We start from the raw sequence: 18,207 nt of genomic DNA on the forward strand, positions 1-18,207 counted from the left end.
TTTACTTATACTTTCCAGCTATCAGGAGTTTTACTTAGTCTTCTTTTCAATTGTTTCTACAGTATATTCAATTTTTTTATAATTATTTTTATCATTTATTTGTTAATATCTATTCCCTACTGTGGAAGTCTTATACCCACCTGTTTCAAATTCTTTTCTTTTTGATTATATAATCCTAAAAAAACTTGGATTTTTCCATATTTTCAACTAATGATCAATAGTTCTTCTGTTAACTTCAAAAAAAAATTATTAATTCCGAAGTCATCAAAAATAATGTAGAGATATTTTATGAGATATCTCTACAAAAATTAGCTGAAAAAGTTTTTATAGTTTCTAGAGAAATCTATATACTATGGTCTATGACTGCGACGAATTTCTGTAATTTGGTCTGCTATATCCAGAATTACTTCAGGCATATTTGGTCCTGTTAAAATTACATCTAAATTACTAGGGCGTTTTTCTAGAAAATCTAACACTTCATTTTCAGGAATTAAACCAAAATTAATAGCTAAACTAAGTTCATCAAGAACTACTAACTCATATTTTCCTTCACATACAACTTTTTGAGTATAGGACCACAAATCTAGCAGCGACTTTTTCTGATTTTCGTCTATCTCTGGGGCATCAATACAACTAGAAATATCGCAGCGAACCCAACTCAGATTTTGTCCTAGTTGTATTGGTTGTTTGTATCCTTGCTTAATTCCCCCTTTAAGAAACTGTACAATTAATACAGTTTTTCCCTGGCCAGCTATTCTCAAGGCTTGAGCCATAACATCAGTAAAGAAATTGCGTTGACCACTTGTGAATACCTGCACTAGACCAGGAACTGTGTATGGTAAGTCACTAGGAACGCTTAGAGAAGGGGTTTGTAATTGTGCAACCATTATGAATGTTAAAACTTGACTATTTTGAATAATATATTGATTTTTCCAACTTGATAAGCTGGACTGAAAGCTTGTCCTAGGACAACATTTAATTTACAATATATAGTGCTTTTTTTTATTATATGTTAAATTTAACACTATATGTATGTCAAATTTAAAGATAATAGGAAGAATGAAGTTAGAGTTTAGAACTTAGAAATTATTTTTGTAAAGGTATCGGGGTGAGCAACCCTCCAAAAACTGGTTTCAGTCCTAATTATTTTCATCAAGTATAAAAATTGCTATGAACGATACCAAAGATTTATATAGAATAATTAACTATATATTATATAGATTGTAAATAATTCAGTTGAGGGATTGTGAGACTAATAACTTTAGGTAGTTTAGGTGCAGGGAAAGAAACTAAAAAAAATTACCCTGTCAAGACCTATAGATTGCTTTGATATCTTTTTTATGATATACTAAAATAGTTGGCTATTACTAAAATAATATTAGGCCAAATTAAACAACCTTTTGTGGAAAAAGAAAAAAAAGAAGAGTTGATATCATACCGGAAAATCATTCAGTTTGTTCATCAACTACTTTTAGAATCTGATGTTAGTTAAGGTTAGTTAATAGATGGTTATCCTAGAACAGCTTTTCAAGGAAAAGAACTGCATTTTTGATGATTATAATTTGGGACAAAAATTAGACTGGGTAACTTCTCGAAAAAGTATCTGAAGAAGAACTTATAAATTGATGTGAAGGAGCGATTAGCTAGTTAAGTATATAAACTACATAATTCATAAAAAAAATAATTTATTATGTCTTGGCAACGTCCAGATGGTAGAAAGTCAAACCAATTACGTCCTATTAGTTTTGAATTAGATTACACTAAATTTGCCACCAGTTCTGTCTTAACCAAGTTTGGTGAGACAAAGGTACTCTGTAATGTCACTATCCAACCAGGAGTACCCAAATTTTTGGCAGATACAGGCCAGGGTTGGTTAACTGCAGAATACAGAATGTTACCAGCTGCAACTTCCGAACGTCAACAACGGGAATTTATGAAATTATCTGGGCGAACTCAAGAAATTCAAAGGTTAATTGGACGCAGTTTAAGAGCTGCTCTAGATATGAATTTATTAGGGGAACGTACTATAATAGTAGATGCCGATGTTTTGCAAGCAGATGCAGGTACTCGCACTGTTTCTATTACTGGAGGATTCGTGGCAGTAGCAAATGCTATTAGCAAGTTGATAGACCAGGGAAAGTTGGAGCGATCGCCTATTTTGCATCAAGTTGCTGCTGTATCAGTAGGGTTATTAGAAAAAGAACCTTATTTAGATTTGAATTATCCTGAAGATGTCGCCGCAGAAATTGATTTTAACGTGGTGATGAATGACCAACCTGCTTTAATTGAGGTTCAGGGAACAGCAGAAATAGGTAGCTTTAGTCGTACTCAACTTAATCAAATTTTAGATTTAGCAGAAGCAGGAATTAAAAAATTATTTGATGCCCAACGTCAAGTTATCTCTTGATTAGATACAAAGTTTTTCAAAGGCTTTATCCTTTTGAGAATCAAAAAAGTGCCAGGATTTTTGCCAAGGCTTGGGCAAAAAAAATCAAGGGATCATTTTTACTTCTACTGGTACTTAAACATTTTCTAGTAGAAAAGAATGACTCAAAATCAGTCTAAATAAGAGAATTAATTAGATGCTCTAAAAGAGTTATAATCCTTGTTTTCCAACATATTTATACCTTTTGCCTTTTTCCATCTATTGATAATACGAATTTCCATGGACTGATGCTATGCTCAGGTAACACTTCATTTATTAAATAATCAATACCAATTTTATCAACTTAGTCTACATTACTTAATCTTAATAATATGATATGATTTCATTCTTGAGTATGATGTGTAGCAATCTTAAAGGAAATTGGTTTCACAAAAAGAGAATAACCTTGTTCACGATGAACGCTCTCAAATTGTGTTAATTATTCTGATGTTGTACAGACATCTCATAGAATATGCTTACTCCTCCATGGTCAGGTCTAGGGATGAGTCCCCTGCTCAAAGTAGCAAGTGGAAAAGTTCTTTGATAAATAGTATAATTTGAGCTTATTATTTTCTAGTTTCCTGGCTGTTTAAGTCCTACTAACTCATAAATATATCATCATGATTCTATATTAGTTTAAGTGTTCGCTTACCTGGAGAAAAGTGCAAAAAAAAAAATTACAAAATTAAGATTTGCGCTACTTGGGATTTTTCCTGACTTGAGTGAGAAAATACAGAAAAATCAATAAATCAAGACTTATAGAACCAAACAAGAAACCGGGTTTATTGCCCTGATCCCCGTTGTTGATCCTAATGGGAAATTTCCTCTCATACCAATGGGATTGGAATGTTTATAAAAAATGCTAGAGACCTTGGATAGAGAAGACTTAGGTCAAACCAAAATTAGAAGACTAAAGTTTGAGTAAATCTTGAAAAAAAGGGGGATCGGGATATAAATAACTGTATTAAATCAATTAGATATGTTTTGTTTAATATCTCCAATTGAGATTAACTACCGTGAAGTGTATTTTTTTTCGCGGGTATTATCATAACCAGTTTGATGGGTAAGTGCTCCAAATCCCACTATTAAGCTATCGTACATCTAAATTTTATATTTTCTTAACTTTTTGTCTATGATTTTGTTCTCAAAAAAACTCAAAATATGGTTTAAGTTATAAAAAGCTTACCTATTACTCATTTCCAGCCCTCATTAACAGACTGTTTCTGTAGATCCCAAGATATACAGATAAAAAGTGGTTAATCTTCCGGAATATCAGCAAGGATCAAAGAAAAATCAAGATAAAACACTTATGAAATAACAATGACTCAAGATTTTGGTTTATGTTCTAAATTTCCCTACCTGGCTAGAAGTACTGTAGAGGAAGGTATATCAAAACGTCATCGCTTAGGACAAGCACTCATAATGATGTTATTGATTACCAGCTTTATTAGTATCCATGCTTATCGTATAGTACAATTACAATTAGTTCAAGGAGAATATAACCGGGAACGTGCAGACAACAACCGTGTTCGCTTAACACCAGTACCATCAAGTCGTGGCACTATCTACGATCGCAAAGGTAAAGTATTAGCAGGTAACTTCCTTTCTCGCTCTGTATATTTATGGCCAAGCGAATACTCACCTGCAAAATGGTTGGAGGTAGCAACGGAGCTTAGTCTAATCTTAGATATTCCAGTGGCTGATATTATTAACAAGTTAAATAAAGCTGGCTATAAATCAGCCTTACCCGTCAGAATTACCTCAAACATGGACCGCACTACTTTTGTCGCATTAGCAGAAAAAGTAGGTGAGACAAGAGGAATAGAGATTCGTACTGAAAATACTCGTTACTATCCTCATGGCACTCTAGCAGCTCATTTATTAGGATATACTGGTGAAGCAACCAAAGAAGAATTAATCGCTAACCCCAAATATCCAATGGGAATGATCGTGGGAAAAATGGGAATCGAATATTCAGCAAATTCAAAACTAGAAGGAGTTTGGGGTAATCGTTTAATTGAAGTTGACGCCAAAGGTAATGAAATTCAAGAGTTAGGAATAGAAAATCCGATTCCAGGCAAACCAGTAAAATTAACCATTGATTTTGATATCCAAAAAACTGCAGAAAAAGCGTTAGGAAATCGCCGGGGTGCCGTAGTTGCAATTAATCCTAAAACAGGAGAAGTCTTAGCAATGGCAAGCGGACCCACATTTAACCCCAGTATATTTGCAGGCCAAGTGACCAGGGAAAAATGGCAACATCTTCAAGGTGCAAGCAAGCCTTTTTTGAATCGCGCTCTTCAGGGTTATCCTCCAGGAAGCACTTTCAAAGCTGTTACTTCTGTTGCGGCCCTACAGTCTGGCAAATATTCTCCTAACTCCAAAGTTGGAACTTACAATGCTGTAACTATTGGTGGTATAACTTTTAATGAACATAGTGGTGGTTATGGATTAATTGGCTTTCGGGATGCTTTAGCTTACAGTAGTAATACATTTTACTATCAAGTAGGTGTAAAAACAGGCCCGGAACAAATTTCTAAGTGGGGGCGAGAGTTAGGTATTGGTGGCAGTATTGACTTCAAACTATTCGGACTCAATGGTAGTCATGGTCAAATCCCTACTCCCAAGGAAAAAGAAAAAATATATGGGGAACCTTGGCATATTGCTGATATTGTGACGATGGGAATAGGTCAGGGTTTGGTATTGGTAACACCTTTAGAATCTTCAGTTATGGTAAGTACGATCGCTAATGGTGGGTATCGAGTGCAACCTCATTTATTTGCTTCTGACACTAATACTGATACTACTAAACCAATTAGTACCGGACTAAAACCTTCAACTCTTAAAACAGTGCGAGAAGGATTAATTGATGTAGTTAGGAAGGGTACTGCTCGTCGGTTGAATGATGGTACTATTCCATTATCCGGGGGTAAAACTGGTACAGTGGAACTTCCAGGGCAAGCTGATAACGCAATGTATATAGGTTTTGCACCTGCCTATAATCCTGAAATTGCTGTAGCGATTGCAGTTGAAGGCGGTGGTTACGGTTCGGTAGGAGCTGCTCCCATTGCCAAAGCAATTTTTGATACCTATTTTGGTAATCAAGGAAAATAATTAATCAATAAAATATTTATGTCATGTTTAGTATAGTTTATGTAATAGGTCGTAGGTTTTAAAGAGAGTAGGATAAGGTAAAAAGCTATCAAGCTTACCTACTCACCTTTGGACATAAAGTGAAGTAATTACTAGCAATGAAAAAGGCTAGAACACTAAAAAATAATTTTGAACACCCCAAACAATGTTTAAGGGTGGCATGGGGTTTAGACGATATTCCAAGCAAAGTATGCGTCAATCATAGTCTTAAGTGGAAGAACATTGAATGGAAAAAAATAGAAAAGTATGTGTTTAAGTTGCCAAAGTTAATTTACAGAGCTTCCAGTCCTGACGAAATCTGCTTTTCGGCGCAAATACTAAAAACTTCTGAGCAAAAACTATTACTCAAGATTGCTTGCTGGCTGTGACGCACGTGAACAACCAGGGTAAGACAACTGTGGGAGTAGATGGAATTAAAGACCTAACTTCTATGCAGTAGCTCAACCTAGTTAATAGATTGAAAAGGTTTCACCACAGACTGAAAAAAAACCGCAGAGTTTGGATATTTCAACCAGGTAAGGATGAAAAACCAGCACTAGGCATACCAGCTATGGAGGATAGAGCGTTATAAATCTTAGTAAAAAGGATTTCAACTTGTTGAGGGAAGCACTTTTGAACTGAATAGCTATGGTCTTTTCCGGAGCTCAATACATGATGCTATCCAAACTATCTTTTAGGGCATATCCACAATATTTAAGTATAGCATATTTCGGATATATAAGGTATAGGCTAAATAGTAACAATTATGTAGTGCGGGCATATTGCCCGCATTAGCATAACTCATAACAAGGTCAAGCGCTGTATGTTCTGGATACTGACATAGCAAAATGTTTTGAGCAGATTAGCCATGAAGCGTTATTGAAGAAAATAGGGGATACACTATATAGGCTATTGATTAAACAGTGGTTAAAGTCTGGGGTTATGGATAAGCAAAAACTGACCGAAGGCACACTATAAGGAAGATTAATTAGTTTTATTGATTATATTTAGCATAATGTTTTTCCATTAACTGAGAAACTTCAGGGTTATAAATCTGCAAATAATTCCAATAATTTTCAAAGACAGACTCCACATAACCCCTTGTTTCTGGATAAGGAATTTTCTCCACAAAAGCATCAGCATCATCAAACCCAAAACGTTTTAACCAACTATTTATAGCATTCGGACCGGCATTATAACTAGCAATTGCCAACATTGAATTATTCTTATACTTTTTATGAGTAAAATCCAAGTAATAAGTACCTAAATTAACATTATCATTAATATTCTCTAAATCATAACTAACAAGATTAATTTTCTTAGCAGCCTCTTTACCAGTTTGTGGCATTATCTGCATTAGTCCTGTTGCTCCCACAACTGATTTGATGTTTGGCATAAAACGAGATTCTTGACGAATTAAAGCAGTCACCAAAACAGTATTTAGTTTTCGTTTATTAGACCATTTAACAATAGTTTCCAAATAAGGAAAAGGATACAAAGTTTGCCAATAAGTAGACTTTTCTTTTAAAGCTTTATACTCAGCTATCTCCTCTGGAGATTCCCATTTACTCAAGCTAGTTAGCATCCAAATACCATCCAAATTATCCCCCACACCAACCCTCAATACGCCATCAGTATACTGTTGAGCGACAGTTGGATTCATGCGGTCTTTAAATTCTACTTGCCACTGTTTCCAAGCATCCCAGTCTTGTCCAATCTGATATAGTTCCCGCAATGTTTCAGAACCAAAAGGCAGTGGTTCACGGTCTTTCCTTTGTACAACCTCTGGAGATAAATTCCTAACTGTCGTAAAATCCCCTACAGGCCAACCTAGCATCACTGCCGATCGCCAAGCATAATAAGAGTGAGGATATCGTAAAATCATATACTCAAAAGCTTTTGTGGCATCCTCTGTCCGCCCAAGTTGTTGTGCCCACTTACCTACCCAGAAACCTGCTTGCGCTGCCAACTTATGATCAGGATTATTCACAGTCAACTCTTGCGCCCACTTCCAAGCCACTTGTAAATTACCACCTGCGGCAGCTTGTTCAGCTAACTTCCAGCGTAGTATAGCCGCAGCATCAGAATTACTATATTCTCTCAACAATTGTTGACGTAACAGAGAAGCTGACTTAGTAGAGTCAAGTTTATCAAGCAACTTAGACTTATCTAACAATGCTTCGGGTGCTAAACTGGGGAAGTTAACAATTACCCTGTCAAGATAAGGTATAGCATCTTTTCGATCAACTAACCTCGACAAACGAATTAAACCCAAAGCTGTATCTTCTCCGCCATTAGGAAATGTATTAATTAAAGTTTTATAAGCTTCGCGAGATTCTTTGATTTTTCCTCCTAACCATAAGCCCCTGGCATAACGATATAAATTTTGGGGAGTCTTGGTTGCTTTCTGATATGCTAAGGCACCTTTACCATAATCTTGTTTTTCCCAATACCCAAAAGCAACCATTTCCCAATCTTCGGGAGTCAACTCAGAAGCATATTTTGTTCTAAGTTGTTCTAATACCGTGCTATATTCAGGCACATGAAAACCATACTTAGCAATAAGCAATAATAACCGAGGTTGATTAGGATTTTGCTTTAATTTTTCCTGAGCAATTTTAACTGTAGCTGGATAACCAGGAAATTTAGCGATCGCCTCATCCCAGTATTCCGGGTTTTCTTTTCCTAGTATATACAAAGCTTCTACCACCACAGCTTCTTGTGGATCGTATCTTAAAACTTCTTGCCAAACTCTTTTTGCTTTGTCTGTATCCCCTATTTGTTCGTAAGCTTGCGCTCGTTTAACTAGAATATATTGTGCTAGAGTTATATATTCTTTTTCTAAATCTTTCAGTTGAGCGATCGCCAACTCAGCCTCTCCCTGTTGAATTAAATCATTAGCTAGAACATAACGAGCACGACTAGTGTTGAGAGATTTTCCAGTTTTGATCGCAGTTTCCAACCTACGACGACGTTCCTCTGGTTGCAGTGACACAAAACTTACTACATTTAACTCTTGATTAAGTTTTTCTTTTTGGGTAGTCTTTTGGGAGTTTTCGTTATTGCTAGTAAATTGTACCAGAAAAACCCCCGATAACAGAGCGCTAACAGAAGCGACTATTACTATAGAAACTTTTGTTATGTTTTGCTTTAACATTTACTTGCCATCAGTTAATTTTCAATTTTTTTCAAGTGTTAATTTTCTCCCCTAGGGACAATTTAAAGTATGAATTGAAGATTACACTCCTAGAAAAAGTACATTTTTCCATTCATCTATAATTTTTTTATCCAGAAGTTAATTATAGCGAATTTCCTCTCACTTAGGTATACTACTAGCAACACTACAATAGCAATCTTAAATATTCAGAACTCGTTCTGCCAAGAATTAGTTGTCTAGAGATGCTGGTTCAGCTAATGCTTAAAGCAAACTATAACTCTGGTGCACAATAAGTGTGGAGGAAAGAAGATTTTTAGCTAAAGTTGGCCTGAAAATAATTAATAAATAATAGAGTTGTTGGGAATTAAGCCCCAAAAATGCCTAAAACCCTTATGAGTCCAGTTTTAAGCGTGCTTTTGAGTACTAAATACTGAAAAGCTTATATAGTAAATGAGTGAGAATTTTAAATTTTTCCATACCAAACAACTCTAATAAATTTGAACATTATTAAGCATCAACTCCAAAAAAAACCCTATAAAGAGCTTAAAATTTCCACACTTAGTTCATTATCACACTGTGGACTATTTTTTAATTTATTTCTAGAGGCAAAGAAAAATCCTACAATACCAAATCCCCATACATAATAATACTTACTATTTATCAAAAACTTTTCAACTTGGCACTTTGAGACAGGGACTCACCCCTAACCCCGATCATGAAAAGGTCAGGACATTACATGCAACGTACCTGCAACAATAATTTCAAAGAATATATAATTAGAGAGCCTCAACCTTGTGTAAAAGTTTATTTCCTTCGTGTCAATTACTTAATTTTTTTAAGTTTTACAAAAAGTAATCCGATCAAAGAGTTGTAATAATTCAAAAATCAAAAAATTTACTCCCAAACTCTGAGTCATTACCCCAAGTCCTCTCAACCCTCATCCAAAAAAGTTGCAAGATTTTAAAAAACTTAAAAATATGGGTTTGTCGAACCTTAAACTCGAAAAGCTCTACAGTATTTAATAGCAGAAGTTAATACCAAGTGATTAAATTGAGTATACGAAACTTTTGCATTAAAAGTGGGATGACTAGAAACAAAAAAATTATCTTAGTAGAAGATAGATTCTAATAGCACAGAAGTGAGAAAGTTAAAACCCCATTAGGGATAATTAGACAACATTTACCCACTTGAGAGTACAAAGTTCTCCTAAAAAACTATTTGCTTTAAAGGCTGAAAGTATTATAAAAAATTGCTTACAGCATTTATAGGTATTTTGGGAAAGTTTCTAACCTTGAGGTATCTATAAGCCAAAGCTCGCAATAGTTATTCCCAGAATTTCCCACTGTCTAATTACCTACATATTTCCCTAAATTACACTAGCTATTGAATGATGAGTATGATTAGATAAACTTCTGATATTAAAAGTATAGAGGAAATAAAAGAGATTTTTATTCAAACAAATGTGCGGTACTAAGTTCAACAATGACAAGAGAAATCAAAAAGTTAACCAATTATTCTAAATATTCAATATACATCTTTTTTTTCCCAGATTTGGTATAAACTGCACAAAACTAACTTTTAACCCTCTAAAGTAAAAATTTAGAGTCGAGTCAACTAACAAAAATTTGTCTAATCATCAGTTTTCAGCTATAATTTTTGTAAATTGGGCAGCTAATTTCAACAAAAATTAGACACTGATGGATAAAGTAGGTATAAAGAATAAATGTAGTACAAAAGCATCAGATACTCAAGGCTCAGCTTCAAACGAGCCTGGTAGTTTTATGATTGTGCAGCTCAATAAAAACTTGCAATCTAGTTCTCCCGTTAACTATAAGGAGGGTGACACTAGTTAAACAGACCTGTAGCAAAAGGTCGATCTCTATAGTACAAAAAAATTATCAGTATAATCCTAATAACCAGTAAATACAATAAGTGGTAATTAGTCATTTGGGTAAAAATATCTCTAATCCAAGACTTATAATTATAAACCTCTGCACACTAGGCACTCCCAAATAGAGGCTGTAGTGATCAGCCTTGTATAGCATTAACAAAACATAATTTATTTTGAAAGTTTAAGTCAACATGGAACCCTTAGAACTGAATTTTTTGCAGTACCTAAGAAATCAAATATATTAACATAAATTCATACCAAATCACAGATTTATTTTATGAATGCTAGCCAGCTTTTAAGTGCAAATGAACTGTTATTTAGACATTCCCAAGGAGAAAGAAATTTTCAGGGTGCAAACCTAATTGCCGTTAATTTAAGTGCAGTCAACCTCAATTGTAGCAATCTAAGTAATGCTAATTTTAAAGATTCATACTTAGGTAAAACAAAACTAATTGGATCTAATTTAAATGGTGCAGATTTTAGTTATGCTAATCTGTCCGAAGCCAAATTTATAGAAGCTAATTTGAGTGCTGCTAACTTTACTAAAACCACACTTATTGCAACCGATATAAGTGGAGGAATTTTGAGTGGGGCAATTTTCTCAGAAGCTAATTTAACAAGAGCTATTCTCATTGGTACTAGCATGGTTGGAACTTCTTTACTAAATTGCTCAATATTAACCAAAGCTAACCTCACAAGAGCTACTCTTTCTCGTGCTATTCTTAGTGGTGCTGACTTAACACAGGCTAACTTGAATCGGGCAATTATGACTGAAGTGGACCTAAGTGGCACTTTGCTAAATCAGGCAAGTCTAATTCGAGCCTATCTACAACGGGGTAATCTCAATGGTGCAAAACTAATCAAGGCAGATTTAACAGAAGCCACTTTAGTACAGGCCAACCTTTGTGCTTCTGATTTAACTGGAGCAGAGTTGCAAGGTGCAAATCTCAGTTATGCTAATTTAAGTGGGTCAAATTTGATGGGAGCGAATCTACAGGGAGCAAATCTCAGCAATACTAATCTTAATGGTGTTATTCTCCAACAGGCAGACCTGCAAGCTGCTGACTTGAGCAAAGCTAGCTTACGAGGTGCTAATTTAAAAGCTGTTAATCTCTCAGGGGCAAATTTATTGAAAGCTGACTTGCGCGATACTAACTTACAAAAGGCTAATCTTTATGGCGCTGGTTTATTGTTAGTATCTCTCAAAGGCGCCAACTTAAAAGAAGCCTGTTTATGTAATGCTAACTTAATTGGGTCTAGTTTAAATCTTTCTAGTCTTCAGGATGTTTGCCTAGAAAAAACAATTATGCCTAATGGTTCAATTCATGAATAGAGTTAGAGTCCTTTTCAGGGCTAAATACGGTCAGTGAGCTTCAAAAGCTAGATTTCAAATAAAGTAGTTCTAATTAATTAGAGTTTGCTAAGTGCGACTTGTTGGGCTAAAAAAGCTAATAAACACTTCTAGCCCACATCTATAATAATCACCAGAGGTGACATAAGATAATAACTAGCAATTCCTGATAGCTTAAACTCCTCTCCATTCCTTTCTTGCTTAAGGAATAATGACTCCCGAGGTCAGGTAATTTTAAGGAGGGCTGATTAATCTCGGTGCATGGCCTTAATATCAGCAAAGGCTAAAGCACTGTAGCCAAAACTGCAAGATTTCTCACCCCAAATCCAGTGAATATCAATCCTATGAAAATTGTCGTCACCCTAGTTCAGGGTAATTTTCTCAAGCTTCCTAACAAACCATGCCTTTTTGGTTTGCTTGCTCCTGAGTATTTCAGCATTCCTCACAACACTCTTGGTAAAACCCCCACCCATTTTAGGAGTCCTAGCCTAAGAAGCGAAAAGGATTTTGGGAACGAAGCCACCTCTTTAGTCCTTCTGTCTTTGGAGGTATGGCAAGGTTACACTAGAAGGCTTAAGAATTAAGGATGTCCCAACAAGCAAAAGCCCAACCTCAGAGCTGAAATATGCAAATATGGGAAGGTACTAGAGGCATTAGCCTTAATTGAAACTACTTACAACAGCTAAAACCTAACTATTAGTATGAATGGCAAGCCTTAAAGGTATATCCATTATCAGGAGCAATGAGGGGCGAAACTCTCATGTATGGTGCAGAAGAAAGGAGAGGTAAGGAGGTAAAATCCCCTATTCACTAGATCAAAAGTATTTTTGTGCAGTCAGCTAAAAACTATTGAAATTTTATATTTCCTGTTATCTGTTGCCTATTAGACATCTCCAAAAATACTCAAACGCTTATCCTAACTATCTTTAGTGGTGCGATCGCTACTTATGAAGATAGTTAATTTGTACAGTTTTATGGGCATCAGAGATACTTTGTGTTACTAATTCAAATATTTATTGTACTTTAATTTATTCTTTTTATCTCAGCTTTTGATGGTTTATGCTAATATAAAAGATCGAATTCTTAGTCGCACTAAACCACATATTGTTAAGATTACTTTTTGATAATTATTATCTTTTAATCTGAATCTTTCTCTAGCAATTCCAAATATTTTAATTAATCTTATTACATGTTCTACAAATATTCTCTTTCTGGCTTTTTCTTGATTTTCTTCTTTGATTTCTAGCGGCATTTCTTTTTTTCTTGGTTTCTTTTTTGGTGTAGTAGTTCTTTCTACTCCTTCATAAGCTTTATCTCCTTGAAATTTTTGTTTTTTATCAAATTTATCCTGTTGTTTTCTTAATATTTTTACATCACTTACTGGACCTTTTTCTCCTACTATTACATCTACTATTTCTGTTCCTTTTGGTGTCGTTATTATTTGATTTTTAAAAGTATGATTTTTATTTTTTCCTGAGTAATATTTTTCTTGGTCTTTATATTCACTTGGTCTTTCTCTACTTTGTTCTGTACTATCTACAATTAATTCTAATTCTGTTAATATCTCCTTTACCCATTCCAATTCATTTTCTTTTTTTTTTTTACTTGTTCTAATAAACTTGCTGGCAGTAATTCTCTGAGAATATCTATCCAGTAATGAAAAATATTATTAGCACTTGATTCACTTATACCAAAGTTAATTCCTAATGTTTGAAAAGTCGGTATTTGATGTAAATAAAATAACGTTAAAATTATTTCTTCCTCCTTTGTTAAATTCTTTTTTCTGACTCCACCTGCTTTAATTAATCTTTTTTCTGTTTTAGCGATCGCCTTCTTTTTCTCTGATTCTATTATTTGGGCCTTTGCTATTAATTTTATTAGCTGTTCATAAGTAATGCCAATAATTCTTTTTGTTTCTTTTGGATGGTTATAAATATATTCTAAAGTTGGATTCATTTGGGAGACTTTATAAATAAATGGTTTTGATAATTTTACCTTATTTTTTATTTTGGAGATGTCTATTGCCTTTGATAAAAATTGGATATATCACTTGAATTGAATGCTAAATAGCTTAGGGAGTAATTAGGAACTTTCTATGTAATGTCCCGACCTCAAAATGAGAATTATAGAGGAGCTAGTCGGATAAATTTCTTCTTTAACGCCCTCTGTCATAATCAGCCCAAAACATATATCTTTATGTGAGCTTGAAGAAGTGAAAAGCTGGTGAAGGCGTTAAACCCTGCCCACAAAGGCTAAGGCCTTTAGATTTAAATTCTTTAAGAGTTAATCAGCTAGCCCTAATTACTTATACTTCACAAATTGAAAATTTTGTGATTATAATAAATATATCTTATCAGGTAGAGGTATAACAGCGCAGAATGAAACAATTGGGAACTCATCTAGTAGTTGATGCCTGGCATTCTCCCACAGAACTGCTCAACGACACTGAATTTATACGTCAGTCTTTAATGAAAGCAATTTCAGCAGGAGGAGCAACTCTTATAGATTTATGTGTTCATCAGTTTAGTCCTCATGGAGTAACAGCAACAGCAACACTAGCAGAATCTCATATTGCCATCCACACATGGCCTGAGTTAGGTTACTTTGCTGCAGACTTATTCTTTTGTGGTCATGGGAGTCCGCATAAAGCTATAGAGATTCTACAAACGGCTCTTCAAGCTAAACAAATGAAATTGACAGAGATTAAGCGCGGTTTTGAGCAAGAGATGGCAGTTCAAGATACTGTTACAACACATCATAATGCCAAAACTCTGGCAAAAATCAACTTTAGTTAGTGTAAAAACAACCAACTTAAAGTTAATTTGTCAATAATCCTCTTGGATGAGTTTGAATAAGTTTTGCCGAACAGATTAGATTAGATTCTCAGGAGTATAGTCATATTGAACAGGAGTATAAGTTGTGAATCTAACCTTTAGTTTTTAGGTATAAGAAGGTTTATAAGCTCTTGAGTATTTAAATCATAAATTCAATTTCTGTCAAAAGCAACAGACGACAGGCAACAGGCAAGAGGGAATTAAAAATTGAGATATATGACAGATTAGTAGAAAATGGTTGGTTTTAGTTAATAGTCTCGCGGCTTCGGTCGTGGGATTGTGAGTATATTTTAACTTAGTTGATTTGCTTTACACTTTATATTTTTGATATCCTTCTCGACTGTTAGGCGTAAGGTAAATTCTACCTAGCCGAAGCTCAAGGGCTGGTTGAGGTTTTTCACTTAGCACGCCCTCTGTAATACACCGGCTGTTGTAATTTATCGTCGCAAGGCCGAACTTCACCCTAGTCAAACCCTTTTCTGAAACACCCGTTTTTTGTCTGGTGACTGCTTATCCGCCACTAATTAATTAATAAGTGAAATAACATATTTATTAAAAAAAAACTAAAAAGTTACTTAATAAGCGGGGCAGGCTTTAAACCAATTTTTTTTACAAAACAAAGTTGAACAGACTTCTATCGCTGATTTAATTTTGGTCGCACTACCCAATAACCAGCACCAAATGCAGCAATTACAATTAAACAAACAGCAATTACTAAGGATATTCCATTCAAATTAGATACTTGTGTACTATTGGTAAATCTACTGTAGTAACTTTTGTCTGGTTCTTCTGTAAATAAATGTTCTGGAAAGTTTGGCTTTTTTGCTCTAGGTTCGGTAAATGGTAGAGAGGGAGAAGAATGGGATAATATTTCAGGAGAGTTCAGCTCAAAATCAGAACTTAAGTAATTAGAGCCCGTAGTATTAATCCTCGGAGAGTTCGGTATAGAAGGTATTTGCGGTTGGGTTACCTGGATGACTGATTGGGCAGTATTTAATGTTTCTTGTAAATGTATTGCAGAATTAATAACTTTTTCAATTTCTTTTCTAAGTTTTTGATTTTGTTGAATTAACTGTTCATTATGAACTTTAAGGGACTCTAGCTTGATTTGAGTTGCTTGTAATTCAGCAGTAGTTTCTCTATATAAAGAAATAGGTACAGATGGAGAGTAGTTATTTTCTGATACGGGTTTAGTTTGACTAGATGTGCTAAGATTTGCCATTGTTTTACTAAGTAATACTAACAAGTCAAAAGTTCAAAGTAATCCCTGACTAATTTATTAGTGCAGAAATATTTGACCAACAGCATTTACTAAATTTACTAATGTTTATGTCCTAAATATATAGTATTATATACATATAATTATACCATAACACATAAATTTGTCAAGTCATAATCAAAAGAATTTACTCAGATAAATTGCATTTCCAAAGAATTGAATCTTGTTTAATTAATATCTATGAATTACGATGAAACTAACAATGAACTATTTCAAGAGTCAAATATGCAAGAACTTAAATATGGAGAGCGGAATATATTGGAGGGAGAGTTAATTACTTTTCCAAATCCCCGTATAGGACGACGTTATGAAATAAATATTAGTTTACCAGAATTTACTTGTAAGTGTCCTTTTTCTGGTTATCCAGATTTTGCTACAATTCATATTAAATATATTCCCAATGAACGAGTAGTTGAGTTAAAAGCTATAAAGTTATATATCAACAGTTATCGAGAACGCTATATTTCCCATGAAGAATCAGTTAATCAAATCTTAGATGACTTTGTCGCAGCTTGCGATCCTTTAGAAGTCAAAATTAAAGGTGATTTTTTGCCTCGGGGAAATGTTCATACAACTATTGAAGTTGAACATTATAAAGCAAGCTAGAGAAGTAATATTACCAGGATTTTCCCAGGATAACTAAGAAACAAAGTTTATATTATTAACAACAATTTATCCGATAAACTGGACACGGGCTACCTTATAATGCAAATACCGGGACTTTAGTGAAAAAATAGTAAAAAAAAGGGTATAATGTATACCTGATATGTATTTTACGTTAATTACTGGCCTGGGAAAAGTTTGATGAAAGAAACAACTTCAGTGGCCATGCCCTCTTGTTTCCATCGATGGTGCGATCGCTTTAACAATGTCTTTAAAACAAAAGCCCAAAAAACAGGGTTTAGGGAATATATAGGAGGATTACTCTTGAGAAAGCGATCGAAAAAACTTGTCTCAAATTGCCAACAACACTGTAGGTCACACGTACCACAAATTACGGCATTTTCTAGTTCGAGCAAATTGGTCTGTAGATGCTGTGAATGAGCGTCGTCTTCAAGTAATGTGGGAACGTCGCCAAACAAAACCTTCTCGATCCTATTGCTTTAATTATAGACGATTCAGGCCACAGAAAAAGTGGTAATTTTACTGCAGGAGTAGGGCGGCAATATATAGGAGAAATAGGAAAAACAGATAATGGTGTAGTCGTGGTGACAACTCATCTTTATGATGGAGTTAAAAGTCTACCTTTAGACATAGCTTTGTATCAGAAAGCTGATTCTTTTCCAAAAGGAAAAAAAGACCCAGAATTTGTCAAGAAACCAGACGAGTGCAATGTCTCTAGTAGATCAATGTTTGTCCAGAGGACACCAACCAGAAATTGTGTTAATTGAAATTTGGCTATGGTAACAATACATCATTCTTAAATCAACTAGAGAAAAGAAGTTTAACTTATATAGGAGGATTAGCTAAAAATCGAAAAGTCATCATTAAAAAACAAGATGACATTAAAGAGGAAATTAGATTAGACAAGCTGGCAGAAAGTATACCTCAGAAAGCTTTCAACTTAGTTCAACTAAGTACAAAAAATGCTAGAGAAGTTTGGGTAGCTACATTAGAAGTAGAAATATCTAGGATGTCAGGTCAAAAAACTATAGCTATCGTTATGAATGCTAAAAGTTTTTCTGAGGCCACTGATATTAACTATTATATCACTAATAGAGAAGACAAATATGTAACTCCTGAGTGGATATATTCTACTTATTCTCAAAGAAATTGGGTGGAAGTTTTCTACAGGGAAGCCAAAGGATGGTTAGGATTAAGAGAATATCAAGTCAGAGATAAAATCAGCCTTAAAAGGCATTTTATTTTAGTATTTTGTGCTTATACATTTATTATCTGGCATCAGTTAACAGGAGGTATAAGAAGGCGTTGGGCTAACAAACCATTAAATACGTTTACTGATACTTTAGAAGCATTTCGTACCGCAATATCTTATCGTTTTGTTGAGTGGTTAGATGAAAACATCGACGTATTTACCGCTCATAAAGAGAGTTTAGGGTTTGTTTGGGCTTGAAATTTGCTAAAGTCCCGTTATTAGAAAAAATCAAGGAGTGTAAAAATTAAGGTAAATTAATTAT

11 protein-coding genes and 1 pseudogene are annotated in these 18,207 nt (G+C 34.5%); 7 read left to right on the forward strand and 5 right to left on the reverse strand.

The annotated features are described in order from the left end of the window. Positions 1–350 precede the first annotated feature (350 nt). On the reverse strand, positions 351–887 hold the full coding sequence (locus TERY_RS09895) for a P-loop NTPase family protein (RefSeq protein ID WP_011611699.1): 537 nt from the start codon (positions 885–887) through the stop codon (positions 351–353). 470 nt (positions 888–1,357) lie between these two features. Here TERY_RS09895 and TERY_RS36710 point away from each other — a divergent pair, with 470 nt between their 5' ends. The 3 genes from TERY_RS36710 (at position 1,358) to mrdA (ending at position 5,539) form a co-directional block, all read left to right on the forward strand. Next, positions 1,358–1,492, forward strand: coding sequence for a hypothetical protein (locus tag TERY_RS36710; protein ID WP_370496979.1), 135 nt, complete (start codon positions 1,358–1,360; stop codon positions 1,490–1,492). A 198-nt stretch (positions 1,493–1,690) separates the two neighbouring features. Next, positions 1,691–2,407, forward strand: coding sequence for a ribonuclease PH (gene rph, locus TERY_RS09900; RefSeq protein ID WP_011611700.1), 717 nt, complete (start codon positions 1,691–1,693; stop codon positions 2,405–2,407). Between the two features lie 1,338 nt (positions 2,408–3,745). Next, positions 3,746–5,539, forward strand: coding sequence for a penicillin-binding protein 2 (gene mrdA / locus TERY_RS09905; protein ID WP_011611701.1), 1,794 nt, complete (start codon positions 3,746–3,748; stop codon positions 5,537–5,539). 1,012 nt (positions 5,540–6,551) lie between these two features. On the opposite strand, the gene TERY_RS09915 is transcribed toward mrdA, so the two are convergent. After that, entirely contained in the window at positions 6,552–8,714 is a 2,163-nt protein-coding gene (locus TERY_RS09915; RefSeq protein ID WP_011611702.1) for a transglycosylase SLT domain-containing protein, read from the reverse strand. 2,168 nt (positions 8,715–10,882) lie between these two features. Between TERY_RS09915 and TERY_RS09920 the strand changes: the two genes are divergently transcribed. Next, positions 10,883–11,938: a pentapeptide repeat-containing protein gene (locus TERY_RS09920; RefSeq protein ID WP_011611703.1), complete on the forward strand. Its 1,056-nt coding sequence runs from the start codon at positions 10,883–10,885 to the stop codon at positions 11,936–11,938. A gap of 1,075 nt (positions 11,939–13,013) precedes the next feature. Here the strand turns inward: TERY_RS09920 and TERY_RS34945 are convergent. Continuing rightward, positions 13,014–13,538, reverse strand: a complete 525-nt coding sequence (locus TERY_RS34945; RefSeq protein ID WP_011611704.1) for a transposase family protein — start codon at positions 13,536–13,538, stop codon at positions 13,014–13,016. Next, positions 13,526–13,912 (reverse strand): transposase family protein, encoded by a 387-nt coding sequence (locus tag TERY_RS34950; protein WP_011611705.1) that lies wholly within the window; start codon positions 13,910–13,912, stop codon positions 13,526–13,528. The genes TERY_RS34945 and TERY_RS34950 overlap by 13 nt, the downstream gene beginning before the upstream one ends. A 422-nt stretch (positions 13,913–14,334) precedes the next feature. On the opposite strand from TERY_RS34950, the gene speD reads away from it, so the two are divergent. Continuing rightward, a complete protein-coding gene (speD, locus tag TERY_RS09935; protein WP_011611706.1) occupies positions 14,335–14,751 on the forward strand; it encodes an adenosylmethionine decarboxylase in 417 nt (138 codons plus the stop codon). A 673-nt stretch (positions 14,752–15,424) separates the two neighbouring features. Here the strand turns inward: speD and TERY_RS09940 are convergent. Next, complete coding sequence (locus tag TERY_RS09940) at positions 15,425–16,012, reverse strand: hypothetical protein (RefSeq protein WP_011611707.1); 588 nt, start codon at positions 16,010–16,012, stop codon at positions 15,425–15,427. A 237-nt stretch (positions 16,013–16,249) separates the two neighbouring features. Between TERY_RS09940 and queF the strand changes: the two genes are divergently transcribed. Continuing rightward, entirely contained in the window at positions 16,250–16,675 is a 426-nt protein-coding gene (gene queF, locus TERY_RS09945; protein ID WP_011611708.1) for a preQ(1) synthase, read from the forward strand. A 198-nt stretch (positions 16,676–16,873) separates the two neighbouring features. Then, positions 16,874–18,143: pseudogene (locus tag TERY_RS09950) on the forward strand (IS701 family transposase). Positions 18,144–18,207: the final 64 nt, after the last annotated feature.

Source organism: Trichodesmium erythraeum IMS101 (assembly GCF_000014265.1).
Lineage (GTDB): Bacteria > Cyanobacteriota > Cyanobacteriia > Cyanobacteriales > Microcoleaceae > Trichodesmium > Trichodesmium erythraeum.